At 67.8% G+C, this 24,701-nt stretch carries 25 protein-coding genes, 2 tRNA genes and 1 pseudogene; 18 read left to right on the top strand and 10 right to left on the bottom strand.

What is annotated here, in order from left to right; genetic code table 11:
- Positions 1-86 precede the first annotated feature (86 nt).
- Positions 87-722, top strand: coding sequence for a response regulator (locus ACVBEQ_RS09835; protein WP_447152952.1), 636 nt, complete (start codon positions 87-89; stop codon positions 720-722).
- Between the two features lie 120 nt (positions 723-842).
- Here ACVBEQ_RS09835 and ACVBEQ_RS09830 read toward each other — a convergent pair whose 3' ends face one another.
- From ACVBEQ_RS09830 to orn, 5 genes are all read right to left on the bottom strand, one after another.
- A complete protein-coding gene (locus tag ACVBEQ_RS09830; RefSeq protein WP_447152951.1) occupies positions 843-1,244 on the bottom strand; it encodes a hypothetical protein in 402 nt (133 codons plus the stop codon).
- Between the two features lie 114 nt (positions 1,245-1,358).
- Complete coding sequence (locus ACVBEQ_RS09825) at positions 1,359-2,030, bottom strand: hypothetical protein (RefSeq protein WP_447152950.1); 672 nt, start codon at positions 2,028-2,030, stop codon at positions 1,359-1,361.
- A gap of 106 nt (positions 2,031-2,136) precedes the next feature.
- Positions 2,137-3,522 carry an 8-oxoguanine deaminase gene (locus ACVBEQ_RS09820; protein ID WP_447152949.1) on the bottom strand — a complete coding sequence of 462 codons (1,386 nt, stop codon included), beginning with the start codon at positions 3,520-3,522 and terminating at the stop codon, positions 2,137-2,139.
- Between the two features lie 198 nt (positions 3,523-3,720).
- A tRNA-His gene (locus tag ACVBEQ_RS09815) sits at positions 3,721-3,795 on the bottom strand.
- A 111-nt stretch (positions 3,796-3,906) separates the two neighbouring features.
- Positions 3,907-4,509, bottom strand: a complete 603-nt coding sequence (gene orn, locus ACVBEQ_RS09810; protein WP_447152948.1) for an oligoribonuclease — start codon at positions 4,507-4,509, stop codon at positions 3,907-3,909.
- A 98-nt stretch (positions 4,510-4,607) separates the two neighbouring features.
- Between orn and ACVBEQ_RS09805 the strand changes: the two genes are divergently transcribed.
- From ACVBEQ_RS09805 to ACVBEQ_RS09795, 3 genes and pseudogenes are all read left to right on the top strand, one after another.
- Positions 4,608-6,320 carry a helicase HerA-like domain-containing protein gene (locus ACVBEQ_RS09805; protein ID WP_447152947.1) on the top strand — a complete coding sequence of 571 codons (1,713 nt, stop codon included), beginning with the start codon at positions 4,608-4,610 and terminating at the stop codon, positions 6,318-6,320.
- Between the two features lie 173 nt (positions 6,321-6,493).
- Positions 6,494-7,312, top strand: a complete 819-nt coding sequence (locus tag ACVBEQ_RS09800; RefSeq protein WP_447152946.1) for a hypothetical protein — start codon at positions 6,494-6,496, stop codon at positions 7,310-7,312.
- A gap of 187 nt (positions 7,313-7,499) precedes the next feature.
- A pseudogene (locus ACVBEQ_RS09795) lies at positions 7,500-8,301 on the top strand (low temperature requirement protein A); the annotation flags it as partial.
- A gap of 134 nt (positions 8,302-8,435) precedes the next feature.
- On the opposite strand, the gene ACVBEQ_RS09790 reads toward ACVBEQ_RS09795, so the two are convergent.
- A tRNA-Arg gene (locus ACVBEQ_RS09790) sits at positions 8,436-8,509 on the bottom strand.
- Between the two features lie 121 nt (positions 8,510-8,630).
- Here ACVBEQ_RS09790 and ACVBEQ_RS09785 point away from each other — a divergent pair.
- Positions 8,631-9,809 carry a tyrosine-type recombinase/integrase gene (locus ACVBEQ_RS09785; protein ID WP_447152945.1) on the top strand — a complete coding sequence of 393 codons (1,179 nt, stop codon included), beginning with the start codon at positions 8,631-8,633 and terminating at the stop codon, positions 9,807-9,809.
- Positions 9,810-9,844: 35 nt separating this feature from the next.
- Entirely contained in the window at positions 9,845-11,236 is a 1,392-nt protein-coding gene (locus ACVBEQ_RS09780) for an IS1380 family transposase (protein WP_447152944.1), read from the top strand.
- 369 nt (positions 11,237-11,605) lie between these two features.
- On the opposite strand, the gene ACVBEQ_RS09775 is transcribed toward ACVBEQ_RS09780, so the two are convergent.
- From ACVBEQ_RS09775 to ACVBEQ_RS09760, 4 genes are all read right to left on the bottom strand, one after another.
- Positions 11,606-11,809, bottom strand: a complete 204-nt coding sequence (locus tag ACVBEQ_RS09775) for a helix-turn-helix domain-containing protein (RefSeq protein ID WP_447152943.1) — start codon at positions 11,807-11,809, stop codon at positions 11,606-11,608.
- 368 nt (positions 11,810-12,177) lie between these two features.
- Positions 12,178-13,350: an NAD(P)/FAD-dependent oxidoreductase gene (locus ACVBEQ_RS09770; protein WP_447152942.1), complete on the bottom strand. Its 1,173-nt coding sequence runs from the start codon at positions 13,348-13,350 to the stop codon at positions 12,178-12,180.
- Positions 13,347-13,649, bottom strand: a complete 303-nt coding sequence (locus tag ACVBEQ_RS09765; protein WP_447152941.1) for an FAD-dependent oxidoreductase — start codon at positions 13,647-13,649, stop codon at positions 13,347-13,349. Before ACVBEQ_RS09765 ends, ACVBEQ_RS09770 begins: the two co-directional genes overlap by 4 nt.
- A 1,681-nt stretch (positions 13,650-15,330) precedes the next feature.
- Complete coding sequence (locus tag ACVBEQ_RS09760) at positions 15,331-15,567, bottom strand: hypothetical protein (RefSeq protein ID WP_447152940.1); 237 nt, start codon at positions 15,565-15,567, stop codon at positions 15,331-15,333.
- Positions 15,568-16,083: 516 nt separating this feature from the next.
- On the opposite strand from ACVBEQ_RS09760, the gene ACVBEQ_RS09755 reads away from it, so the two are divergent.
- The 12 genes from ACVBEQ_RS09755 to ACVBEQ_RS09700 all read left to right on the top strand — a co-directional run bounded on the left by ACVBEQ_RS09755 (position 16,084) and on the right by ACVBEQ_RS09700 (position 24,701).
- The gene (locus tag ACVBEQ_RS09755; RefSeq protein WP_447152939.1) at positions 16,084-16,290 is read left to right on the top strand and encodes a DNA-binding protein; all 207 of its coding nucleotides are present in this window, start codon (positions 16,084-16,086) and stop codon (positions 16,288-16,290) included.
- Positions 16,291-16,600: 310 nt separating this feature from the next.
- Positions 16,601-17,257 carry a hypothetical protein gene (locus tag ACVBEQ_RS09750; protein ID WP_447152938.1) on the top strand — a complete coding sequence of 219 codons (657 nt, stop codon included), beginning with the start codon at positions 16,601-16,603 and terminating at the stop codon, positions 17,255-17,257.
- A gap of 416 nt (positions 17,258-17,673) precedes the next feature.
- Positions 17,674-18,267, top strand: coding sequence for a hypothetical protein (locus tag ACVBEQ_RS09745; RefSeq protein ID WP_447152937.1), 594 nt, complete (start codon positions 17,674-17,676; stop codon positions 18,265-18,267).
- The gene (locus ACVBEQ_RS09740; protein ID WP_447152936.1) at positions 18,264-18,965 is read left to right on the top strand and encodes an SAF domain-containing protein; all 702 of its coding nucleotides are present in this window, start codon (positions 18,264-18,266) and stop codon (positions 18,963-18,965) included. Before ACVBEQ_RS09745 ends, ACVBEQ_RS09740 begins: the two co-directional genes overlap by 4 nt.
- Positions 18,962-19,855: a hypothetical protein gene (locus tag ACVBEQ_RS09735; protein ID WP_447152935.1), complete on the top strand. Its 894-nt coding sequence runs from the start codon at positions 18,962-18,964 to the stop codon at positions 19,853-19,855. Before ACVBEQ_RS09740 ends, ACVBEQ_RS09735 begins: the two co-directional genes overlap by 4 nt.
- Positions 19,852-21,189 (top strand): CpaF family protein, encoded by a 1,338-nt coding sequence (locus tag ACVBEQ_RS09730; RefSeq protein ID WP_447152934.1) that lies wholly within the window; start codon positions 19,852-19,854, stop codon positions 21,187-21,189. Before ACVBEQ_RS09735 ends, ACVBEQ_RS09730 begins: the two co-directional genes overlap by 4 nt.
- A complete protein-coding gene (locus tag ACVBEQ_RS09725; RefSeq protein WP_447152933.1) occupies positions 21,189-22,115 on the top strand; it encodes a type II secretion system F family protein in 927 nt (308 codons plus the stop codon). Before ACVBEQ_RS09730 ends, ACVBEQ_RS09725 begins: the two co-directional genes overlap by 1 nt.
- Positions 22,112-23,032: a type II secretion system protein gene (locus tag ACVBEQ_RS09720; RefSeq protein ID WP_447152932.1), complete on the top strand. Its 921-nt coding sequence runs from the start codon at positions 22,112-22,114 to the stop codon at positions 23,030-23,032. The genes ACVBEQ_RS09725 and ACVBEQ_RS09720 overlap by 4 nt, the downstream gene beginning before the upstream one ends.
- Positions 23,033-23,117: 85 nt before the next feature.
- Entirely contained in the window at positions 23,118-23,309 is a 192-nt protein-coding gene (locus tag ACVBEQ_RS09715) for a hypothetical protein (protein ID WP_447152931.1), read from the top strand.
- A 74-nt stretch (positions 23,310-23,383) separates the two neighbouring features.
- Positions 23,384-23,764, top strand: coding sequence for a TadE/TadG family type IV pilus assembly protein (locus ACVBEQ_RS09710; protein WP_473163172.1), 381 nt, complete (start codon positions 23,384-23,386; stop codon positions 23,762-23,764).
- A gap of 50 nt (positions 23,765-23,814) precedes the next feature.
- Positions 23,815-24,219 (top strand): TadE family protein, encoded by a 405-nt coding sequence (locus tag ACVBEQ_RS09705; protein WP_447152929.1) that lies wholly within the window; start codon positions 23,815-23,817, stop codon positions 24,217-24,219.
- A gap of 59 nt (positions 24,220-24,278) precedes the next feature.
- Complete coding sequence (locus ACVBEQ_RS09700; protein ID WP_447152928.1) at positions 24,279-24,701, top strand: pilus assembly protein TadG-related protein; 423 nt, start codon at positions 24,279-24,281, stop codon at positions 24,699-24,701.

The following is a 24,701-nucleotide window of genomic DNA, read 5'->3' as shown; positions in this document are numbered from 1 at the left end:
AGCACCACCCGGACAACAACACCGACCCCAGCTCTACGGACACAGGCTCGTCCGAAACGCGCGCGTCCGATACAGAAGGCGATCTGATGATCACGGTGATGCTGGTCGACGACCACCCGCTGGTCCGGGCGGGCCTGAGTGCGTTGATCGGCTCGACCGACGATCTGACCGTGGTCGCCGAGGCCACCGGTGGCGAGGAGGCGATCGAGTTCGCGGTCGAGCTCGAACCCGACGTCATCCTGATGGACCTGTCGATGCCCGGGATGAACGGCATCGAAGCGACCCGACGGGTCCTGGAGCGGCGACCGGAGTCGTTCGTTGTCGTGCTGACGTCGTTCCACGATCAGGCCCAGGTCGCCAAGGCGCTCGCGGCCGGTGCCGTCGGGTACCTGCTGAAGGATTCCGATCCGCGTGAGGTCCTGTCCGCCATTCGGTCGGCGGCGCAGGGTCACGCCCCGATCGATCCACGGGTGGCACGGGTTCTGTTGCCCTCTGCGGCGCCGGCACCGGGTGATGACCTCAGCGTCCGTGAGCGCCAGGTCCTCGAGCTTGTCGCGAAAGGTCTGCCGAACAAGCTCATCGGCAGATCGCTCGGCATCAGCGAACGGACCGTCAAGGTGCACGTCGGGCACCTGTTCCGGCGGATCGGCGTGGCGGACCGGACCAGCGCGGCGATGTGGGCCCGCGACAACCTGCCGGTCGAATCGCCCGAGGCCACCTAGGCCGAATGGTCGGGCGGGTCACGGGTTTCGGTGGAATCGAATTGGTTCGCACCGACGGTTGCGGGCATGACAGTGCGGCCCCGGGCGACACCCGCTCGCCCGGGACCGCAGGTCCGACCGTCAGATCCGCACGACGCCGGTGCAGCGTTCGCCGGTGACGGTGTTCCGGGCTGTACCGACGATCCGGTCGGAACCGGCACGATTCGCGGCCCTCAGTTCCACGCTGAACGAACCACTGGGCGCGGTGGTGACCCGGTTCCCGGCGAAGATGCGGACGGTGTTGTCGGTGAGGCTGACCGCCCACTTCTGACCGACCCGGTTGCTGTCGACCTCCATCTCGATCTGCAGGCGACCGTCATCGGGCTTCGCCTTCAGCTTCCAGGTGCTGGCGGCCGAGCATTGCCCGGAGGCGCGTACATCGCCGCTGCCGCCCTGAGCGAGGGCAGGTCCGGCGAACGCGCCGGCGAACAGCGTTGCAGCGAAGGTCGCCACGATGATGGCGGGAGCGGTGGGGAGCTTCATGGCATTTCCTCCTGAGTGGGCCTGACGACGGGATGTCGTGACCTGCTCAGCCTGAAACACACTCGGTAGCAACGACAATGCGACGATGGCACTAGTACTCGTCGGTCCGGATGCTCAGCCGGCCAGTTTCTGTATTGCGGCCACCAATTCCTGTTCCGTCATCGAATAGACGCCGTCGTCCTTGAATTCCAGACCATGATCCCGGGGCTGGACTTCGCCGTCATCGATGACGAAGGCGCCGGTGCAGGACACCGCGTAGATGGGCTGCCCGCTCGGATAGTCGGCCATACGGTACATCGGCACCACCGCCCGCTCTCCCACGTTCAAGAAGGGACTGCCGTACATGATGTGTCGATGCCAGGTGTCGCTGTCGTTCCGTGCGACCCAGCCCTCGCCGCGGACATCGAGTGTTTCCGGCACCGAGCCGGACAGCACCTGCTCGATGTCGAGTTGTAGCCGCCTCGGCAGGTAATCGCCGCGACGGGCCGGCAACTCTCCGTCCACCTCCTGGGGCAGGTCGGTTCCGTAAACGCCTTCGAAGAGCGGTTGCTCCGACGTGACGGTCGCGAGAACGATCAGCTGGGTGCCCTTCACCAGGGACTCCAGGTCGCCTGCATAGTGACCGCAGTCCTCGGAGTCGCTTTCCGAGGTTGCACTGAAGTACTCGACGTCCGTTCCCGGAAAAGTCGACCGGGACGCCTGGGACACGACGAACACGGTCCCGGCGATCACCGCGCACACCGCACCGAAGATCAGTGCGGTCCGGCGCGTGCGCGTCAGCGTCATCGACCCACCTCCCTTCGATCCTCGGACGGTAGCCGAGTCGCCGTGATCGGAGCTGAACGTGCCCGAACCGTGATCTGTCGCGGTGCGAAAGGTGATGGTCGCGTGCCTATCCGCGTCGGGAGCGCTCCCGGAGTGTGGCCGAGGCGGCGGCGGACCGCCGAGCGAGAGCCCGGGTGTCGGCGGTGAGGAGGTGGTCGTACTCGACGATCGACCGGCCGCCGACCAACAGCAGTTCGAGCTGCGACCGGCTGCCGAAGACGAGAGTGCACACCGGGTCGTCGATGTCGGCACCCGGGAGGCCGTCCACCCGCCACAGCGCGACATCCGCGAGCTTCCCCACCTCCAACGAGCCGAGATCGCCGTCCCGTCCGAGGACGCGGGCTCCGCCCATGGTTGCCATCCTCAGCACCTGCCGGGCGCTCATCGCGGTCGATCCGCCGCGCAGCCGGGCGACCAGCAACGCCTGGTGCAGTTCCTCGTCCATCCGCCCGGACTCGTTGGACGCCGAGCCGTCGACACCCAGACCGACGGGCACTCCGGAGGCGAGCATGTCGGCGATCGGCGCGATGCCCGACCCCAGCCGGCCGTTCGACGTGGGGCAGTGTGCGACGGCTGTTCCGGTCGCGCCGAACCTGGCGATGTCCTCGGTGGTGGGGTGGACGACGTGCGCGAACCAGACGTCCGGGCCGAGCCAGTCCAGGTCCTCGACGTACTCACCCGGTGTGCGGCCGTACTTCTCGACGCAAAAGCTCTGTTCGTCCAGCGTTTCGCACAGATGGGTGTGCATTCGGACGCCACGGGATCTTGCGATCTCCGCGGCCCCCTTCATCAGTGCGGTGGTCACCGAGAACGGGGAGCACGGCGCCACTGCGATCTGCAGCATGGATTCGGGTGAGCCGTCGTGCCACCTGCCGATCGCGTCATCGGTGGCAGCCAGCGCGACGTCGGTGTCCTCGACGACCGAGTCCGGCGGGAGGCCGCCCTTCGACGACCCGAGATCCATCGAGCCGCGGGTCGGGTGGAAGCGCGGGCCAACCGTTCGCGCCCCTTCGATGCTGGCGCCGAGCACGTCTCCGCCCCCGTGCGGGAAGACGTAGTGATGGTCGGTGGTCAGCGTGCACCCGGACAACGCCATCCACGCCAGGTTGGTGGCGGCGGCGGCCTCGACGGTCTCCTCGTCGATCCCGGCCCACACGGGATACAGGGTGGTCAGCCAGCCGAACAGCGTGTCGTCCTGGGCGTAGCCCCTGGTGATCCACTGGTAGAGGTGATGGTGGGTGTTGACCAGGCCCGGTGTGGCCAGCATGCCGGAGCCGTCCACCCATCGATCTGCCCGCGCCCGCCAGACGGGGTCAGCGGGCCCGGCCCCGACGGCGGTGATCCGGCGACCCTCCACGACCAGGTGACCGGTTCGGTGCTCGGTGCCACTGGCGTCCACCGTCGCAACCGCGCACCCGGAGATGACGGTGACGGCGCTGCCGGATCCGACCACGGCTGACCTCCGGTGCTGTTGGTGACGGTGCAGCGGTGCCCACAAGCGGGCGCCGTGAACGCTGATGGTGACCCAGCGACCCTGCCAGGCGCTGATGACGCCGGCGTGTCGGCAAGATTCACAAGTCTGACGACGGCGGACGGACCTGCGCCCGGAAAGCCGTCAGGCCCCCGACGATGTCGGGGGCCTGACGGTGGTGGGTGAGCGACGGGGCTCGAACCCGCGACCACCGGCACCACAAGCCGGAGCTCTACCAGCTGAGCTACGCCCACCATGCCCCGCGCTTCCGAGCCGGAGGGCTGGGCGGCGCGTGGACCGAGAAAGTCTAACCGATGCTCGACCCGCGGCATTCCGCCGCGCATCCGGCGCTCGTCTGCGACGACCTCAGTACTTCTGAGCGACTTCGGTCGCGACGGCCTGCACCTGATCCGAGCCGGGCCCGGGAAGCGGGACGAACGCCGTTCCGCGGTAGTAGGCAAGCTCCCGGATCGACTCGGTGATGTCCGCCAGCGCCCGGTGGTTCATCTGCTTGGGCGGCTGACCGAAGTAAATCCGCGGGTACCAGCGCCGGCACAGCTCCTTGATGCTCGACACGTCGATCATCCGGTAGTGCAGATGCTCGTCCAGCAAAGGCATGTCGCGACTGATGAAGCCCCTGTCGGTGGCGATGGAGTTGCCCGCCAGGGGAGCCGTCTTCGGGTCGGGGACGTGTTGGCGGATGTAGTCCAGGACGAGCTGCTCCGCCTGCTCCAGCGTCACCGTTGATTCGCGGACCCGGTCGGTGAGGCCGGACTTGGCGTGCATTTCGACCACCACCTCCGGCATAGCGGCCAGCTCCTCGTCGGTGGCATGGATCACGACGTCGATGCCGTCGCCGAGGATGGTCAGGTCGCTGTCGGTGACCAGAGCCGCGATCTCGATCAGCTTGTCGGTCCGCAGACTCAAGCCCGTCATCTCGCAGTCCACCCACACCAGTCGGTCATTCACCCTTCGGACGATAGTCGCACCCACCGACACCGGTGGCGGCGCGCGCCGACACGACGCTGCCTCGTTACGCTGCCTGCGATGCCTGATCTGGGGGGAACATGACAACGCCGTCACCGGCCGAGGCTTCGGCCGCCGCCGAACGGATCGCTGCCGGCTACCAGACACAGGCAGCGGCGGTCGCTCTGGGGTCGGTCGTCATCTCCGGTGTCGCCGACCCCACGGCGCTGGTGCGCATCCCGCTGGCGACGTTCAACCGGCACGGTCTGGTCGCCGGCGCCACCGGCACCGGGAAGACCAAGACGCTGCAGGTCATCGCGGAGCAGTTGTCGGCGGCCGGCGTCCCGGTCCTGATCCCGGACGTCAAAGGCGATCTGACGGGCCTTTTCAGCCCCGGCGAGCCGGGCGAGAAGATCGGTCAACGCGCGGCGGAGACCGGAGACGACTGGTCGGCGGCGGCGTTCCCGGTCGAATTCCTGAGCCTGGCCGGCCAGGGATCCGCGGTCCCGATCCGGGCCGCGATCGACTCGTTCGGGCCGATCCTGCTCTCAAAAGTGTTGGGCCTCAACGCCACCCAGGAATCCACCCTCGGCCTGATATTCCACTGGGCCGACTCGCGGGCGTTGCCGCTGCTGGACCTCAAGGACCTGCGGGCGGTGATCATGCACCTGACCAGCGACGAGGGGAAGCAGGACCTGCGCGATCTCGGCGGCGTGTCGAAGGCCACCGCCGGCGTCATCCTGCGTTCGGTGACCAACCTGTTCGCGCAGGGAGGCGACCGTTTCTTCGGCGAGCCCGAACTGGCCGTGACAGATCTGCTGAGGCTGACCGAAGACGGCCGCGGCGTCATCACGCTGTTCGAGGTCGCGGAACTGCAGACGAATCCGGTGCTGTTCTCGACCTTCCTGATGTGGCTGCTGGCCGAGCTCTTCGAGGAGCTGCCGGAGGTCGGCGACCTCGACAAACCCAAGCTGGTCTTCCTTTTCGACGAGGCGCACCTGCTCTTCGCCGACGCGTCGAAGGCGTTTCTGCTGGCCGTCCAGCAGACGGCCAAGCTGATCAGGTCGAAGGGAGTGGGCGTCTTCTTCTGTACGCAGCTGCCCACCGATGTGCCCGGTCCGGTGCTGTCCCAACTGGGCGCCCGCATCCAGCACGCTCTGCGGGCATTCACCCCCGATGACCAGAAGGCGCTGTCGGCGACGGTCAAGACGTACCCCGTCACCGACGACTACGACCTGTCCAGCGCTCTCACCAGCCTTGGCACCGGCGAGGCGATCGTCACCGTGCTGTCCGAGAAGGGCGCACCGACGCCCGTTGCCTGGACGAGGATGCGGGCGCCCCGGTCCCTCATGGCACCGTCCGACCCGGCCGCCGTGCGCGCTGCCGTCGCCGCGTCGCCGCTGATGGCGACGTACGGGCAGGACCTCGACCGGGATTCGGCGTACGAGATGCTCACCGCGCGACTCGGTCCGGGCACCGCCCCCGGGACCCTGCCCGCTCCCACTTCGCCCGCTTCGGCACAGCCCGCTCCGGCACAGCCCGCCCCCGGTCCGGCGGGGACCGCTGCAGGACCGACCGCCACGACGCTGGGTCCGGACGGCTGGCCGTCGCTGACGCCCGAGCCGTACAACCCCTACCTCGACGAGCCTCCGGTGGCAGCGCCGGCGCCGGGCACCGGCTGGGAGCGGCCGTCATCCGGTCTCGGCGACGTCCTGAGCAACCCGGTGGTGACCTCGTTCATGAAGTCTCTGGGGACATCGCTGGGTGGGGCGCTCGGACGTTCGGTCTTCGGTACCCGGAAACGGCGTCGCTGACTGATTGTGCGTTCCGCCGGATGGGTCCGCCCCGGCGGGGCGGCCCGGCGACTGGAACGATTGCCCCGGTGCGGTCGTTGTTCTTGGACGAGCGGCCCCCGTGCGCTCACCCAGTGCCGGGCGCCGCAGCAGCACATCGCCGCAGAACATCATTGAGAAGGGAACGAACGTCCGTGGACACGCTCCTGTGGGTTGTCATCATCGCCGCCCTCGCGGTGGCATTCATCTGGTACCAGCGCCAGCGGGGGGCGAGCACCGCAAGGTCCCTCGAGGACGCGCAGGCGGAGGCCCGCCGGTGGGTCGAGCGGCTGGGCGGCCAGGTGTACGCACTCGACCCCAAGGACGATCCGGCCGCGCGCCAGGCGCTCGCGGACGCCGCCGAGCGGTTCACCGCCGCCGGCTCGCAGGTCGAACAGGCCAAGTCCATCCAGCAGTACCGGCTGGCCCAGCAGACCGCCTACGAGGGTCTGTACTTCGTCAGGGCGGCGCGGACGTCACTCGGTCTTGACCCGGGTCCGGAGCTGCCGGCCATCCCGGGCCAGCAGCAGGCCGGCGCGGTGTCCGAGGACCGGGCCGTCACTGTCGAAGGACACGAGTACGAGGCGTCGCCGCAGCCCGGCGACCGCACCAGGCACTACTACCCGGGCGGCATGGTGGCCGGCCGGCCGGTGCCCCGCGGCTGGTACTCCGAGCCGTGGTGGAAGCCCGCGCTGGTCGCAGGTGCCTGGGGTGTCGGGACCTACCTGGTGGCCTCCACGCTGTTCGCCGGGATGGCCGGGATCGGCTGGGGCGGTGGGTATGAAGCGGGGTACGACGCAGGTCAGGCCGATGCCGGTGATGGTGGCGGCGACGCCTCAGGTGACGCTGGAGGCGACTACTCGGGTGGGGATTACTCCGGCGGCGACTCCTCAGGTGGCGGCGACTGGGGCGGCGGTGGCGACTTCGGTGGCGGTGGCGACTTCGGCGGCGGCGGTGACTTCGGCGGTTTTTAGCTGCTGAGCCGCGGCCGCCTGCTGGCCGCATGCGTGGGGTGCCGTCCAGGCGGCGGCCAGTCTCGATCACGTCTTCATCGAGAACCATGTCGCGACAGGGGTTCTGCAGTACCTGATGGTGTTCTTCGCCATCTGGTGGGCCTGGATGAACTTCACCTGATTCGCATCGGCCTACGACAACGATGACGTGCCCTACCGGCTGACGGTGCTCGTGCAGATCGCGGGTTCGCTCGTCCTGGCCGCCGGGATCCCGCTGGGATTCGAGAACGGTGGCAACATCGTCATCGTCGTCGGCTACGTGATCATGCGGTTGGCGCTGGTGAGCCAGTGGCTGCGCGCGGCCGCCTCGGATCCGGCGAGACGGGCGACCAACCGCCGGTACGCAGCCGGAGCGACGCTGGTCCAACTGTTCTGGCTGCTCCTGCTGCTCGCCCCGGAGGGGCTGTTCTTCCTTGGGTTCGTTCTTGCGGGGATTGCCGAACTCGCCGTACCCGCAGTCGCCGAACGGGCCTCCAGACGAACTTCCACCCGCACCACATCGCGGAGCGGTACGGGCTGTTCACCGTCATCGTGCTGGGGGAGTCGGTGACGGCGGCCACGCTGGCCTTCCAGGGTGCCCTCGAGGAGAACGACGACGCCGGAACGCTGATCGGCAGGGCGGTGGCCGGTGTCGTCATCCTGTTCTGCCTGTGGTGGGTGTATTTCGACCACGAGGTCGGGCGGTCGACTCGGCGAGAGCGACGTTCCTGTGGGGCTACGGCCACTACGTCGTGTTTGCGTCCGCCGCCGCCGCCGGGGCCGGCTTGGTCGTCGCGGTGTCGTACCAGCAGGGCGAGACGGAAGGCATCAGTGAGGCCGTCTCCGCGATGGCGATCACGGTATCGGTGGCGATTTACATAGTCGCCGTCGCTTTCCTGCATGCGCATCCGGGTCGACCGAAGATCATCTCCTGGGCGACAGGCGTTGCGGCGGTGCTGATCCTGGCGGACTCGTTGGTGCCGGCACCGCTGTACCTGACGGCCGGCGTGCTGGCCGTCCTGGTGGCCGTGATCACCGTGACAACGCGGACCCTGCCGTCGATCGGTGCGCTCCGGCGATCAGCCGACCGGGGACCCGGGTGCAGCGCGCCCGGCAGGATTCGAACCTGCGACCTGAGGATTAGAAGTCCCCTGCTCTATCCAGCTGAGCTACGAGCGCCAGTGCCTCTGACCTGCACTAATACTTCGATGCTACCCTAGCGACCTCGACGTCGTGCAACTATCGTGCAATTCGCATCGGTCAATCGGACGCAGCATCGGACACGCACAGGAGAGCTTACGTGGCTGGACGCCGGAGCTGGGGCGCTGTCCGCCGGCTTCCGTCAGGGCGCTATCAGGCCCAGTGGCTCAACCCGGAGACGCATCTACTCACCCCCGCACCCCAGACGTTCGCCACCAAGACCGCAGCCGGCCGCTGGCTGGACGCCAAGCGCACCGACCTCGACCGCGGGCTCGCGATCGACGACAGGGCCGGCAATCGTCCACTCCGCGAGTGGTGGCCCGGGTACATCCACAGCATCGCCGGCCTCAAGGCCTCGACAGTGGTGAACTACGAAACCGCATGGAGACTGCGGGTCGAACCCACCTTCGGCAACATCAGCGTGCGGCGGATCCGCCCCGGCCACATCGAAAAATGGATCACCGAGATGTCGGCTCAAGGGGTGTCCGCGGCCAAGATCGGCGGCGCCCACGGCGTGCTTCGCAGGGTCCTCGACCGGGCCGTGCGGGACCGAGTCATCGCCACCAATCCGGCCGTGCTGCGACGGGGAGCGCTGCCCCGTAAGACCCACCGTGAGCATCCCGTGCTGACCCCCGCCCAGGTGGAGAAAATCGCCGCCGCGATGAAGCGGGACGACGACAGGACCATCGTTCGGCTGTTGGCCTACGGTGGCCTTCGGATCGGCGAGGCGCTGGCGCTGCGGCGAGGCAGCCTGGACCCCGTCGGCCGGACCCTCACCATCCGGGAGAGCGCCGGCGAAGTGCACGGCCGGCTGGTTGTCGGGCCGACCAAAACCTACGCCGTCCGCACCATCACGCTTCCGGCGTCGCTGAGCGCCGAGCTGGCACAGCGGCTGGCAGACCGCCCGGCTGACCCGGACACCGTGATCTTCGCCAACAAGCACGGCACTCACCGCCGGTACCGGATCTGGATGCGCGACAGCTGGGACAAGGCAATCAAGCAGGCCGAGGTCGCCGCGACCCCCCACGACCTCCGCTCCACTTGCGCATCACTGCTCATCGACGCCGGTGCCAGCATCAAGGACGTCCAACACCATCTGGGTCACTCATCGGTGGTCACCACCATGACGATCTACGCCAAGGTCCGCCCCGGACGGTCGGAAGACCTGGCGTCCAAGCTGGACGCCCTGCTAAACCTGGATCCACCGATTGACCTGGGTGTTGTCGTGGGCTGGACAGGCGAAATGCCCTTGTGCGCTGGAAGAATCGGATTTGTCTAGGACCCGGTTCGAGCGTCACGAAGGGCATCTCGCAGGTGAAAGCATCTCATGCTCGGCCGGTGCGCCGCGCGGTGTTCGATGAGCCGAATCTGCTGGCCGCGGCCGGGTTGGTCCCGGTGGTCGCCTTGGCCGACCGGGCGGGTCTGCAAGCGCTGGCGGATCGGTTGTTGACGGTACCGACGGACAAGGGCGCGAACGCTGGTGTGAAGGTCACCTCGCTGGTCGCGGGGATGGTCGCCGGGGCGGACAGCATCGACGACATGGCCATCCTTCGGCACGGTGGGATGCGCCGGGTCTTCGACGCCTGTTACGCACCGTCGACTCTCGGGTCGTTCCTGCGGACATTCCGGTTCGGTCACGTCCGGCAGTTGGACGCGGTCGCGTCCCGCACTCTGATCGGGCTGGGTCAGCTGGTACCGCTGCTGCCGGGTATCGATGAGTACGCGCTGGCCGATATGGACGACTCGATCATCGAGGTCCACGGGCACGCCAAGCAGGGCGCCGGGTTCGGCTACACCCAGGTGCGGGGATTGAACTGCGTCATCGGCACGGTCAGCACGCCGACAGCGGCGCCGGTGATCGTTGCGCAACGCCTACGGAAAGGGTCCTGCGGGTCCGCCCGCGGCGCGGCCCGGCTGGTCGCCGACACCCTGGCCACCGTGAAACGGCTCCGCAGCGCCGGCGCCGCCGGGCCGGTGCTGCTGCGGGCGGATTCGGCGTTCTACGGCCACAAAGTGGTCGCCGCGGCCCGCCGCGCGAAGGCCGACGTGTCCATCACGGTGCGGCAGAGCACACACATCAAAGCCGCGATCAGCACCATCCCAGATGGTGCGTGGGCGACGATCAAGTACCCGCAAGCAGTGTTCGACGAACCCTCGGGTCGGTGGATCTCCCGCGCCGAGGTCGCCGAGATCGGGTTCACCGCGTTCACCTCGAGGAAGAACAGTGAGCAGGTCCCGGGCCGCCTGGTGGTCCGCAGGATCCCGGACCTCAACCCGAAAGCCACTGCGGGGCAACCCACCCTGTTCGACACGTGGCGGTTCCACGCGTTCTTCACCACCAGCACCCTGGACACCGTGACCGCCGACAAGACCCACCGCAGGCACGCGATCATCGAGCAGGTCCACGCCGACCTCAAGGGCTCGGCCTTGGCCCATTTACCGTCGAAATCGTTCGCAGCCAATTCCGCCTGGCTGGTGCTGGCCGTCATCGCCTTCAACCTGACCAGGGCGGCGGCAGCCCTGTCCGGGCCAAAGTTGGCGAAGGCGACCACCGGCACGATCCGCCGCACCCTGATCGTCGTCCCGGCCCGGATCGCCGGCTCCGCACGAACGCTGACCCTGCACCTACCGACCCGGTGGCCCTGGCACACCAGCTGGACCGAACTGTTCACCCGAACCTGCGGACCACCCGCCACAGCCGCCTGACAACCCGCCCATTTCCCTATCAGAAACAGGAGAAGCCGGCAGACCGGCAGACCAGGCACGCCCGAACCAGAATCAAACCCAGCCCAAGATCAACTCCCCAACCCCATGATCAACTAACAAGCCGGTCGGTGGATTCGGGTTAAATGAGTCGTGACCGAGCGATGTTGGGATTTATGGATGCTGCGTGACCGCACTCAGAGCCGGCTGGAAGTCGGACACGAGCCGTTTCAAAGCCACGGGGTCTTAACGGAGCGACTGGGCTCGGTAAGCAGCTCAACGTGTCGTTGGCAAGGTGGCCGGTGCAAGAAATTGTGTGGACCCCTGACTTTCCTGCAAGGCTCACGAAGGAGCCGCCAATTATCTGTCCGCTCAGACGTCCCACGACCGGGCCTCGACCCGTTGACACTCAATGTACTTCTCGAGATCACTCACGGTGAACTGGAGCCGTCTGGCGATCCTGTGGTGCGCAAGTCTATTCTGTTCGGCCAGTCGATAAATGTTCCTCCTCGTCGTCTGGAGATACTCCGCCGCCTCATCGACGTTCAGAAATCTCTTACGCGATGCTGTGGTCATCGTCGAGTGTCCCTTCTGATCGCGCACGCAACTTTGATCGCTGAGCGCCAGACCCATACCGGCGCGCCATCCGTCAAGGCACGATGCGGCGTTGGTCAAGAAGAATTGCAACGCACCTTTTGTCGGACGACTAAAACTACAAGCGCACACGCGGCGTCGAATGTGGACATGCAGTCAAGATCGCTATCGGCTACCTGAACGCCCCGACTGTGTGCACCGCACGAACGTTGACGACGTATGGAGTCGATTAGCCCAACGCGGTTGCCTCGTGTCGATCGCACGCGATGATTCCGGTAGTGGCTCGTTGCCTTCGAAAGCGATTGCGCCGTCGTTCTTGTCACCGCGACAATCAGGCACCGCCAGCCAGTTCAGGCACCACTGAACCCAGGCGCGGTGGTGATCACGGGCAGCAGATCGCCGTACCCGACCCCGGCGAGTGCTGCTATGTCCTCGGGCTCCACGGCCGGTCGTGGGGAGGCTGCCAGTTGGTCGCGGAAGGCCTCCGAGGCGTCGGCGCGGGCGCCGGGGCCGTCCAGACGATAGCGAGGCGGCAGCATCGGCCCGAACAGCAGTGGCTCGGCGAGGTCAGGACGTCCCCGCACGTCCGGCGCCACTCCCGCCGCTTCGGCCAGCGTCAGTGCCAGGACGTTGTGTGAGTCGACGGCGGGCGGAGGCGAGTCAACGCCGGCATTCGCTGCCCGCTCGTCCAGCGCCGGACCGTCCCCTGACCATGCCCCGACGATCCACCGGGCCTGCAGTTCGAGCAGAGGGAAGTACGGCCCCTGCAGGGCGAACTGTCCGACAACGCCGAAGTGCGGCAGGGCCGGATGCATCGTGCGGTGGTGCAGCCTCAGGTCGGGTCCGAGGACCGACCAGACATCCGGGGACAGGTAGGGGATGTCGAGGCGGTAGCCGGTTGCGCAGACAATTGCGTCGACGGGTTCGACCGTGCCGTCGGCGAAGGTGACCTGATTCCCGCGGGCCTCCACAATGGCCGGCCGGCAGAGGATTGTCCCGGCTTGTACCTGTTCGAGGTAGTCCTGGCAGAGCGAGTGTCCGGCGAGGAGAAATTCGGCGCTCGGCCCGGGAGCGCCGAAGTCGGCAGGATTTCCGGCGACGCGGAGTACCCGCTGCCGCAGCAGGGATCCGTAGTCGGATGGTGGCATGGCGGCGCGCCGCAGCGCACCGATGTGGGTGTACCACTGCCAGTCCGACGACACTCCGGCGACGTTCTTCTGCAGGACGTACCGCGGTTTGCGATACGCGGACACAACATCCGTGACGGTCGCGATGTCGGAGGCGATCTCATGTCCGCTCACGCCGTTGCCGTAGACGAGCACTCGCCGATCGCGGAAATGATCGGCACCGGGATAATCGAAGGCGTGCAACAGCTCGCCGGTGAAGCCGTCCAGGCCGACCGGTAGCACCGGAGCGCGGAACCGCCCGGATGCGACGATCACCGCATCGAACGGCTCGCCGTCCACCCACCAGGTCGGCCGGATGTCGCCGACCTGGGTATTGAATCGGATGCGGTCGGTCACCCCGAAAGCGTCGGAGTAGGCGCGCGGATAATCGTGGATCTGTTCGGCGGCGGGATGCAGATCGAGTGAAGGTGCTGGGGGTAATCGGAAAAGGCGGTCATTGCCCGGCTGGTATTCGTGCGCATGCCCGGCCAGATGCCGCTGTGCGCTGCGGCAGTATTCCACTGCCCGCCCAGTTGATCGGACGCCTCGAACACGCTCACCTCGAAACCGGCCTCGATGGCGTGCTTCGCCGACACCAAACCACCCGGGCCGGCACCGATCACGGCCACCCGGGCCGCCCGGCTGAGCGTCTGCACCCCGGCCCCTCTCGATCAGCCGGGACGTGTGGTCGGCGGCACGCGCCGCTCACAATCCCGATCAGCTCCCGCAAGAATCGTCGGTCGGGACCGGGTTGGCCACCTGGTGCGGACGGTGGCCGGGAGCGGACCGGGCAATCTTCAGTATTAGGTTGCCGTCGACACCGATCAGGGATAGGAGCAGCGCCGGTCAGCGGACCGCGATCGCTCACGGGTGGCGACCCGCAAGTTCGATGGCAGCTGGACCGACGGGACGCGGGCCGGACCTTCATTCTGCTGAGCTCGTCGGCCGGTGAGGGTCTCCGCGGCGCGGAACAGTCGGTTGCGTTAGGTCCATTCCGGGTCGCACTTGCGGCCCGCCGGCCGCGCCTCGCCCAGGGCAGTTCCCGCCGATACTCGGTGACCGGCCCCGGTTGGCCAGGGCGATGAGGTGGAAGCGGCCCAGGATGAAGGTTGCGAGCGGCAAGGCCAGCTTGGCGGCTCGGGCGGCATAGGTGGCGCCGGTGTCCATCGAGACGTAGGTGATCCCGGGCACCCAGTCCGGTCCTGCGCCTAGGACCTCGCCCAGCCGCACAGGGGGCGCGTCGTCGCAGCCAATGGAGGGGGCGATGCGCAGTAGCCGTTGGTGGCCGGCGGACAGCGGGTCGGGGTTTCTTGCTATGGCTGGGAAGTCGACCCGGGCATACCTTTGGCCCAGCGGCGCAGGTCGTCCGCCACGTTGATCGACGATTCGGCCACTTCAGTCTCCCTCTGGCGTTGACCCCGGGGGTAGTTCGGCTTCCTCGATCAGCAGTGGCATCGACGGTGGGTAGTAGGTACTTGCCCCGGGAATGCCTTCGAATTGGACAACAACGACCGGGTGCGCGCCCTCGAGTCGCCGCAGGGTGACGCGGCGTCGGGGACCGTGATCGGGGATGACAACATCGCCCAGACGCAGATCGACTGCGGCCACGGTCCGCGCGCGGTGAGTCATGAAAGGTGCCTGCCTTCCTGTGCGAACGGCTCTTTAGGGAGTGAATCGAATGCGGGCTGCGCCCAGCTTTGCCGCCCGCAAAGTCTCGTAGCAGACCGCCCTCACAAAATCCGTAACTCAGAGAAATCGTCGTGGGATAAAGGGATTGGGTCTAGGCCTTCAACGCGTAGATACGAAAATCGATGCAATCAATATGGGAACGCAGGAGTCGGCACGCTGACCAGAAGATGCGGTCCGCCGGTAGCGGCAGCTTTGGTGGATTCCTGGCTCCTGCTCGCGAACTCAGCTCCCCTTCTTTGATGCGCTTGGAGGCAGCTAGCGCGCCAAAAACTATTTTTTCAGATACTCGCGCCCTGTCGTGCCGTCGGCCAGCCATGCCTCAATCGTGGATTGCCGCCAGAGCAGTAGCCGTCCCGCCCTGCCGTCGTGCAGTGGAAAGTGTCCGAGATCCCGTAGTCGGTAGATGCGGCGCCTCGGTTGGTTTTGCCTGCCTTGAAGGAATGGGTATTTTTCGAGTAGTTGATCGATGCTCATCCAGGGGTCGGCGTCATGCGTCTGGGTGGCCCTCCGTGGCTGGTGGGTAACTGTCATGACGTTGACCTCTTTGAGGGGGATGTCGACAGGCGCCACGCCTGATCGAGGATTTGGGATCTGTATCTAACGCGAGGCTCCGATATTGCGATCGCGATGAGAAGCACGTCGATGCGGTCACACACGGAACGGTGCGGTGCTACGGATATTGCGCTGATCGGCAGCGCGCGTATTACTCAACATTCGGTCGTACAGACTGCTCACCGACGCGGCGGTCTGGGCGGTGACGGTCTGCCGGCTTAGTGTTCGGCGCAGGCTGACGGCGCTCTTGCCCATTGCGCGGGCCAGTTCGGGAATCGGATGGCCGGCATCAATCAACGACTGGATCCGCGCGTGAGTTTCGGTGGCGTCCACTTGGCTCCGCGGCGCAACGTGTTCGGTGGAGATTTCGATTGCCAGCAGTCGTTCCGCGGTTGTCGCACGAATGCGTTGCGGCGCGGTAGGGGATTGCCCAAGCACACGGCGAACCGTAGCTCTTGGTGTTTGGGTAATCCGTACGATCTGATCGAGACCGACTCCGTGTTGCCTGAGGATGTTCAAGTGAGTGCGAGCTGGCTCGGCGTCGACAAAGGGTTGCCAGCACCCATTGCGACGGGCAATTGTGCGTTCACGCTCCTCAGCTCGGTTCGCCGCCCGGCATGCGATGCACCGGCACTGGTCCGTCACGTAGGCGACTCGAGTGCCGTGCCGATGAGGTGTGCCGGCATGCTCGCAGTCCCGGCGGTCACGAGCGGCGCCATCGCGTTCGGGCCGGAAGACGGCCCTGGTCACAGTCTCCATGTCCACCCTCCGTTGCACTCACGGCGTCCGGCAGCATTCGAGGTTGTCAAATGTACAACTTGTCGACTGAGTAACCCTTAAGGTGCGGGCATGTCGTTCCAGCCTCCGGTCGTGGCGTTGGCGGAGTTGGCGAAAGTTCTCGGCGTCAGTCGGGTCAGGGCGATGAAGTTGATCGAGCGGGCGGAGTTCCCACCGCCGATTGCAGTGCTGAGCGTTGGCCGGATCTGGTCCTACGACGCAGTTGTCGAGTACTGCGAGCGCACCGGACGGAAGGTTCACCCACTCCCTGACGCATGATGCACGGAGATAGATCAACCTGGCACGGCGCTGATACAACAACTGCCTCTCCCACGGTGAGTTGCTATCACTGATCATCAGGACCAAGCGCATGACGTCTGCAGAATGTGGACAACTTCTGCTCTGGTGACTGGGCCGTCTTCGGTGGCGGGCTGTGGATGAGCCAGTTGAGTCGTGCCCTGCTCACATGCCTGTTTCTGCTGCGAGATGGGCCAGATCTGTTGACTCTGGGGGCTGCCTTCCGGAATCGTCCTCGTTTGGGTACGAATAGGTGACAGAGAGTGTCGCCTTCGTCACCCTAGGAGCTCTGATGCGGGTACGAGCGATAGTCGCCACGGGGTTTGTGGCTGTCATCGTTTGCGTTGCTGGGTGCACCGGCGCGTCGGGTGTCAACACCGAGGACCCGACCGCGGTGACGGGCTCGGCAACGGTTTCAACTGCGGCGTCGTCGGTTGTCTCGACTTCCTCACCCTCGGCAGGGTCACCCTCCACGCGAGGGCCGGCGGCCGCCTCGTCGACGCCGGCAATATCTGGCACCAATGGGCTCTCGGGACAAGAGTCTGCGGACCGAAAAGCGATTGAGGGCCAATGGAACAGGCTGTGGGAGATCTATGCCGCGCTTCCGCATACGCCCGAGGGTGAGCGCAAGGCACTCGCCGCTCAGGTCGCGGTTGACCCCGCGCTGTCCAACCTCCTCACCGACGCAAGCACGATGAATAGCAAGGGTTGGGACACCTACGGTGAGGTCAAGTCGCGGATCTCTTGGCCACAACCCGTCAACGGCAAGAAGACAGCCGTCATCGCCGATTGCCAGGACGCGAGTCAGGCCGGATCATTGGACACCAGCACCCGCAAGAAGACCACCGTTGGCGTGGAGCGCAACCCGCTGCAGGGGACTTTAGTGCGGGGACAGGACGGTGTTTGGCGCGTTGATCAGGTGTACTACCTGAAGGACGAACCATGCTGAGCGGCCGCTGGACCATGCGGTCTGCGGTCCTCCTAGTGCTCGCCGGGGGGCTGACGAGTGTCAATCCGGCTTACGCTGCCGCCGGCCCCCAGGACGATCCACCAGTTGAGATCACCCCGGGAGGCACGTTTCTCCCATCAGATGACACCACGCTGACACTCACCCTCGAATCTGCTGGCCGTTCAGGCGGTCTTGAACCGGGAGCCATTAAGGCGGCGGCCCAGGTGGCCGCCAAGGCCGATGCTGCGGAGGCTGCTGCGGGACGCGAAGTAAGTGACGGGGCAAGGTCAGGGTCTTCCGCAGGGGTTAGTGGGTCGGCCGGATCTTCTGCTGAGTGTGCGTGGCGTGACGCATCGGGGTTGCCGCCAGCGTCGGCGGCTTGGGGCGGTAACGACCCGGCCGCCGGATCGTTGCTGGTGAACACCTGCAATGGACCGGCCCAGTATTTGTACGTACCGGACCCCGCGCCGGGTGCCGCTCCGGCCGCCCCGCCCCCGCCCCCTCCGCCGCCGGACCCGGCGGTTCTGGCGCAGCAGGCGTACGGCGAGTTGACGTTGCCGAAGCCGGCCGCAGAACGATCGCCTGACGAGGGCAACTCGGATCCGCAGTACGGCGGCCTGCCGTACACCTGGGTCAACTTGTGGACGTGGATTTGGAGCGACGACTGGCAGTCCCGCGCCCGCACGGTCGAGTTGCGTGGGGTGTCTGCGACGGTGACCGCGACGCCGACGGCGTTGGTGTTCGATCCGGGTGACGGCGCCGCGCCGGTGACATGTGAGGGTCCGGGGCGGCCCTGGACGACCGCGGACGGCAGCGACCCGCCGTCCGCCGGTGGTTGCGGCTACATGTACCGGGCGGTGACGCCGGATGGTCCCCTGACGGCGGCCACCTCGATCCGCTGGTCGGTGACCTGGACCAGCACCGTCGGCGCGGGCGGCACCTTCCCGGTGCTGACGACGGAGTCGACGTCGTCCTTTCTGGTGGAACAGATTCAGGTGGTGATCAGATGAAAAGCCCAACCACGACAGTCAACGGTGTTGACCGGCAACCGGTGTCGGCGAACAGTGCGCCGATATCGTCCGGCCCACCGTTGGCCCGCACACCGTTACCGACCCGGCAGCGGCGAACGGGGTGGACGGCTCTGGGTGCGGTGCTGGTGATCGGGATTGGCGCCGCGTTCGGATACCTGTACTCCAGCGCCGGGTCGAAGGAGCCGGTCGTGGTCGTCACCGCGCCCGTCGCGGTGGGCGAGGTGATCGACCGATCCGACCTGTCGACGGTGGACGTCGCGGGGGATCTGACAGCCATCGCCGGGGCGAACCTGAACTCGGTGGTCGGCGAGCGAGCCGCGGTGGCGTTGCTGCCGGGGACGCTGCTGCAACGCTCGATGGTCACCGACGCGGACCCGATCCCCACGGGCATGGTCCAGGTCGGGGTTGCGGTGAAGGGCGGGCAGCTCCCCGCGGACGGGCTCATCCCTGGTGATCGGGTCCAGGTGCTCCGGCTGCCAGCACAGGCCACCGTCGCCGCAGATCCCCGAGCCCCGACCGTCCTGGTCGACGCCGCGACGGTGTTCGCCGCTCACTCGGATCCGGTGCAACCCGGCACCACCCTGCTCACCCTGGTGGTCCCGGCGAAGACTGCCCCGCAAGTAGCGGCGGCCAGCGCCGCCGGCGGGGCCGCGGTGCTGAAGGTGCCGTCGTCGTGATCGTTTCGGTGTGCGCGGACAAGGGCTCGCCCGGGGCGACCACCCTGGCGGCGGTGCTGGGCCTGGTGTGGCCGGGCCCGCGGGTGGTGCTCGAGGCCGACACCGCCGGCAGTGACTTGTCTTTCCGGCTTCGTCCCGCGCCCGGTAGGGGTTCGTTGGGTGGCCGGTTGGCGCCCGACCCGTCGGTCGCGGGATTGGCGACCGCTGCCCGGATGGGACTGACCGAGGCGGGTCCACTGCCCTACGCGCAGGACACCTCGCTCGGGGTTCCGGTGGTGCCCGGGGTGCTGTCCGCGGAACGGTTCCGGGCGCTGCGGTCACTGTGGCCGCAGGTCGCGGGCGGCCTCTCGGCGTGGCACGGAACGGCAATCGCCGACATGGGCCGGCTGACCTCCGACCATGCGGCGTTGCCGCTAGCGCGCGCGTCCACGGTCGTGCTGCTGCTCACCCCGGCCACCTTGGAAGGGCTGTACCACGTCCGGGACCGGGTCGCGGAATTGTCCGGCACCCTGGGGGACCCGACGAGGACCCGCTCCACCCTGGCGGTCGTGGTGAAGGGGGAGCTGCGGGACCGCCGCTCCGCCGTGGAGCAGGTGCGACAGTTGTTGGCGTCCATCGGATCGCCGGCCTCCGTCATCGGGTTCGTCGCGCACGACCCCGTCGGCGCGCGCGGCTTGTGGGCGGGAGAGCTGACCCGCCGGTTCGCCGGCAGTGACCTGGTCCGGTCCGTCCGTTCCACCGCGGAAGCCGTGCTGGCCGGCTGGCCCGAACTCGCTGCCCTCCCGGCGCCGGGCGACGAAGGAGACGGCAAGGGCGGCATGGATCGCGCCGGTGCGCCCGGGGACGTTGCAGCGTCGGTGGGCACGGTGATGGAAGGGACAAGGTCATGACCGACACCCCGTTGGACTACCGGCTGGTGACGACCCTGCAGGGGCGGGTCGCCGACGAGATGACCCGGGCGAAGCAGCACCGGGAGGCGCGGGGGCAGCGGGAACTGTCCGACTCCGACGAGCGGCAGCTGGCGTTCAGCCTGATCACCCAGGAAGTGCAGCGGCACCTGGCGTCGGTGCTGGCCGCGGGCGGGGAACTCCCGGCGGACGCCGGGTACGACCTGAAACTGATCATGGCCGTGGACGCCGCGATCTTTGAGGCGGCGCAACTTCAGGATCTGATCACCGATCCGGACGTGGAAAACGTCGACATCAATGGCTGCGACGAGGTTTTCATCACCTACGCCGACGCCCGCGGCAAGGTCCGGGGAAGGCCGATCGCCGACACCGACGACGAACTCATCCGGATCGTGCAGAACCTGGCGTCCCGGGCGTCGATGAACGCGCGGCCGTTCAGCCGAGCAAACCCAGAGCTCGATCTGCGGCTCCCCGACGGGTCCCGGCTGTCCGCGGTGATGTCCGCAGCGGAACGGCCCGTGGTGTCGATCCGCCCGTCCCGGTACCCGCAGATGTTCCTGTCCACCCTGGTCGAACTCGGCACCGTCGACGATCACCTGGCGTGTTTCCTGCAGGCCGCGGTGACCGCCCGGATGAACATCGTCATCGGCGGCGCCACCGACGCCGGGAAGACCACCCTGCTGAGATCGCTCATCAACGCGATCCCGCCCGCGGAGCGGCTGATCACCGTGGAACGGTCCCTGGAACTGGGTCTGCGGCGGCACCCGGACCTGCACCCGGACGTGGTCGAACTCGAGGAGGTGCTGCCCGACGCCGACGGCAACGGCGGGTTGAGCATCCGGGACCTGGTGCGCCGCACCAGAAGACACAACCCGGACAGGTGCGTGGTCGGCGAGGTGCTGGGCCCGGAGGTGGTCGAGATGCTCAGCGCCATGAGCCAGGGCAACAACGGTTCGCTGTCCACCATCCATGCCCGGTCCGCCACCGACGTGTTCGCCAAACTCGCGACCTACGCTGCCCAGTACGAAAAGCTGGATTTCGCGGTCGCCCACTCGCTCATCGCGAACGCCGTCGACTTCGTCGTCTTTGTCGAGAAGAACCCGTTGCTGGGGGGCCGCAGGTGCGTGACCGAGGTCCGGGAGGTCGTCGGCTCCCCGGATGGCCGGGTGGCCAGCGGGCTGATCTTCGCGCCGTCCCCGGTGGACGGGCGGGCGATCCGCGCTGACGACTACGGGCTGACGTTCGAGCGGAACCGGGCGCTGCACGCCGCCGGGTACGACGACACCGCCCACGCCTTCGCGTTCGGCGGCCGGTGATGGGGTCGGTCTGGGTGGCCGTGCTGCTCGGCGCGGGCATGGGTGCCGCGCTCTGGTTGACGGCCGTCGGCCTGTACGGCACGGTTACCGATCCCGCCCGGCCGCCGACCCGCACGGCGCGGCTTGCCGCGGCAGTGCGGTCGCCGGGGCTGTCCGGGCGCATCCTGGGCGCGGTCGTGGTCGCGGCGCTCACCCTGACGCTCACCCGGTGGCCGGTGGCCGCCGTCGGGTTGGGTGCCCTGGTGCTGTGGTGGCCGGCGCTGTTCGGTGGCACCCACGCCGAGCAGCGGCAGATCGCCTCGCTGGAGGCGCTGGTCACCTGGACCGAGACGCTGCGGGACACCATCGCCGCGCACGCCAGCCTCGAACAGGCCATCCCGGCGTCGGCGGTGAACGCCCCGACGTTGATCCGGCCGGCGTTGGTCGCTCTGGTGGGGCGGCTGCGAGCGAGAGTGCCGATGGACCAGGCATTATCGGCATTCGCGGCCGACCTCGATGATCCGTCGGCGGATCTCGTGATCGCCGCTCTCATGCTGTCCGCGACCCGGCGTGGTGACCGGCTCGGTGAGGTGCTGACCGGGTTGACGACCGCGGCCAGGGAGGAGTTGGAGATGCGGCGGAAGATCTCCGCCGGACGGGTGGAACTGCGCCGCGGGGTGCAGATCGTGGTCGGGGTGACCGTCGTGATCGGGGTGTTCCTCGTGGTGTTCAGCGGCGCCTACATCGCCCCCTACGGCACCCCGGCCGGGCAGGTCGCCCTCGCGGTCGTGGTCGGCATCTTCGCCGCAGCATTCCTCTGGATGCGGAAACTGTCCACGCAACAACCAGTGGCGCCGTTCCTTGCCAGACCCTGGCAGCACACCGACCCAGCCGACACCCTTGTATTGGCGTCGGTTCGTGGGCAGTCCGGGGCGGTGCAGCGGTGACCGCGGCGGTTGGGCTCGGCGCAGTCGCCGGGGCGGTGATCTTCCTGCTGATCCTGCACCTGGCCCGCCCACGACCGGCACCACTGGTGGAACTGGCCCGCTTCGACGCCGCCCACACAGCCGCAGCCGGTACGGCACAAGCGGTTCCGACGGAGCCCTCGGCGTCGACACCTCCAGGGCTGCCCACCGCTGTCGGGTCCTGGGTGGCCCGGCAACTGACCCTGCGCGGGGTCACGAACAGCAGCCTGCGGCAGGACCTCGCGTTGACCGGCCGCAGCTACGAGCAGGCCATGACCCGCAAGGTGCTCTTCGCCGCCGGTGGCCTGCTGCTGTCCCTGGCACTGCTGGTCGTCGTGCCCGCAGCTGCCGGTGCCGCCCTACCGGCCGGGGCGCCGCTGATCGTGGCCGTGCTGCTGGCCGGTGCGTTGTTCTTCCTGCCCGACCTTGAAGCCAGGGGAGAGGCCACCAGCCGGCGGGCCGAGTTCCGGCACGCCCTTGGCGCCTACCTGGACCTGGTCGCCTTGGAGATGGCCGCCCGGGCCGCTCCCGCCGAGGCGCTCCCCGCGGCGGCGAAGGTCGGCACCGGGTGGCCACTGGTACTGATCCGGGACACCCTGTACCGCGCCACCCGCGGAGGCCGGGACCCCTGGGCCGCGCTGGGGGAACTGGGCCAGCGGATCGGCGTCACCGAACTCAGCGATCTCGGTCAACTCATCGCCCTGGTCGCCAACGACGGCGCCAGGGTCCGATCCACCCTCACCGCCCGCGCGCAAACCATGCGCCGGCGGGAACTGGCGAACCTCCAAGGCGCGGCCGGGAAGGCCGACCAAAGCATGCAAATGGCGCAAGTGCTGATCGGCCTGGGCTACCTGCTGTTCATCGGATACCCAGCGATGATCGCCGTCCTCAACTTCTGACCCACCTCCCTAACCATTGCCTCGCAATCCACTTGGAACCGTTCGCTACGCATTGACCGCCGCACCACCGACGAAAGGAAACGACATGATCACCACACTCGACGCGGTCCGCGACTGGGTCACAGCGCGAATCACGCTGCTCCGCGCCCAAGGCGATCGCGGTGAGATCCCCGCCCAACTGGTGTGGATGGGCGTCATCGTCGCCCTCGCGATCGCCGCCGGCGCGGTCATCACCACCCTCGTGATGAACAAGGCCAACAGCATCACCCTGCAATAGCAGCGCCAATGACGCCCCGCCGCAACGCCGTGTCCGCCCGTGGTCGGTCATTGCTGACCGATCGCTGGCGGCGAATGCGCCCAGACGCAGACCGCGGCGACGCAACGATCGAGGCGGTGATCATCGTCCCGGTCATCGTCGTGCTCACGCTGCTGGTCGTGCAATTCGCTCTCGTCTGGCACGGCCGACACGTCGCCCAGGCCGCCGCGCAGACCGCCGCCCGGTCCGCCGCCGCCTACCAGGCGCAACCGGCGGCAGGGCAGGCCGCCGGCGACGCCTACCTCGCCGCGGTGGCCCCCAACCTGCTCCCCCGCCGCACAGTCACCATCAACCGGGACCCGGGCGGTGCGACCGCCGTCGTCACTGCCGATGTGCTGACGGTTCTCCCCTTCGGTGACTTTTCCATCCAAGAACAGGCCACCGCTCCGCTCGAGATCTTTGTGAGCACAGCATGAACCGGCCGCGGTGCCTCAATCGCGTCGGCGAGGATCGGGACCGCGGGTCGATGACAACCGAGTTCGTCATCCTTGCGCCCATCGTCATAGCGATCGTGCTGCTGGTGGTGGGGCTCGGCCGGTACGCGCATGGCAAACAACTCGTCGAACAGGCCGCGGCCGCCGCCGCACGGTCAGCATCGCTGACCGGCACCGCCGGGCAGGCCGAATCCCGGGCCCAACGGGCCGCCGCGGCATCCCTCGCCGACGCCGGCATGTCCTGCACCGCGATGACCGCCGTCGTCGACACCGCCGCGTTCCAGCCCGGCGGAGTCGTCACCGTGACCATCACCTGCACCGCAGACCTCTCCGAGCTCGCGCTCAGCGGCCTCCCAGGCACGGCCACCATGTCATCCACCGGCCGGGCACCCCTAGAAGCTCACCGCCAATTCCCAACACCAGGGAGCGACAACTGATGCCACGCAGGGATCTTCGGCGGTGGCTGTGCGCTGCGGCCTCTCGCCGGTGGATCCGGATGCAACGCGAAGGGAACCGGGGATCAGTCACCGCCTACCTGCTGATCATGACCGTCGCGCTGATCCTGCTCGCCGGGCTGGTCCTGGACGGTGGGGCGGCCCTGGCGGCCCACGGCCGGGCCGCCGACACCGCACAACAGGCGGCCCGGGCCGGCGCAGACGCACTTGACGAGCAATCGCTCCGGGCGACCAGCCCCGGTGGGCTGACCGCAGACCCGGGCGCCGCGCGGGCCGCTGCGGCCGCGGTCCTCGCCGCCGCCGACGTCACCGGCGAGGTCACCGTGACCGGATCGGCCGTCACCGTCACCGCCCGCGCCACCGCACCCACCGCGATGCTGGCCATCGTCGGCATCACCCAGGTCGGCGGCGCCGCCACTGCCACCGCGACGCCCCTGCATGGCACCACCACCGGAGCGCCCTGA

It is taken from the genome of Nakamurella sp. GG22, assembly GCF_052976845.2.
The sequence above is the reverse complement of the archived record's forward strand: the minus strand, read 5'-3'. Positions and strand labels throughout refer to the sequence as shown.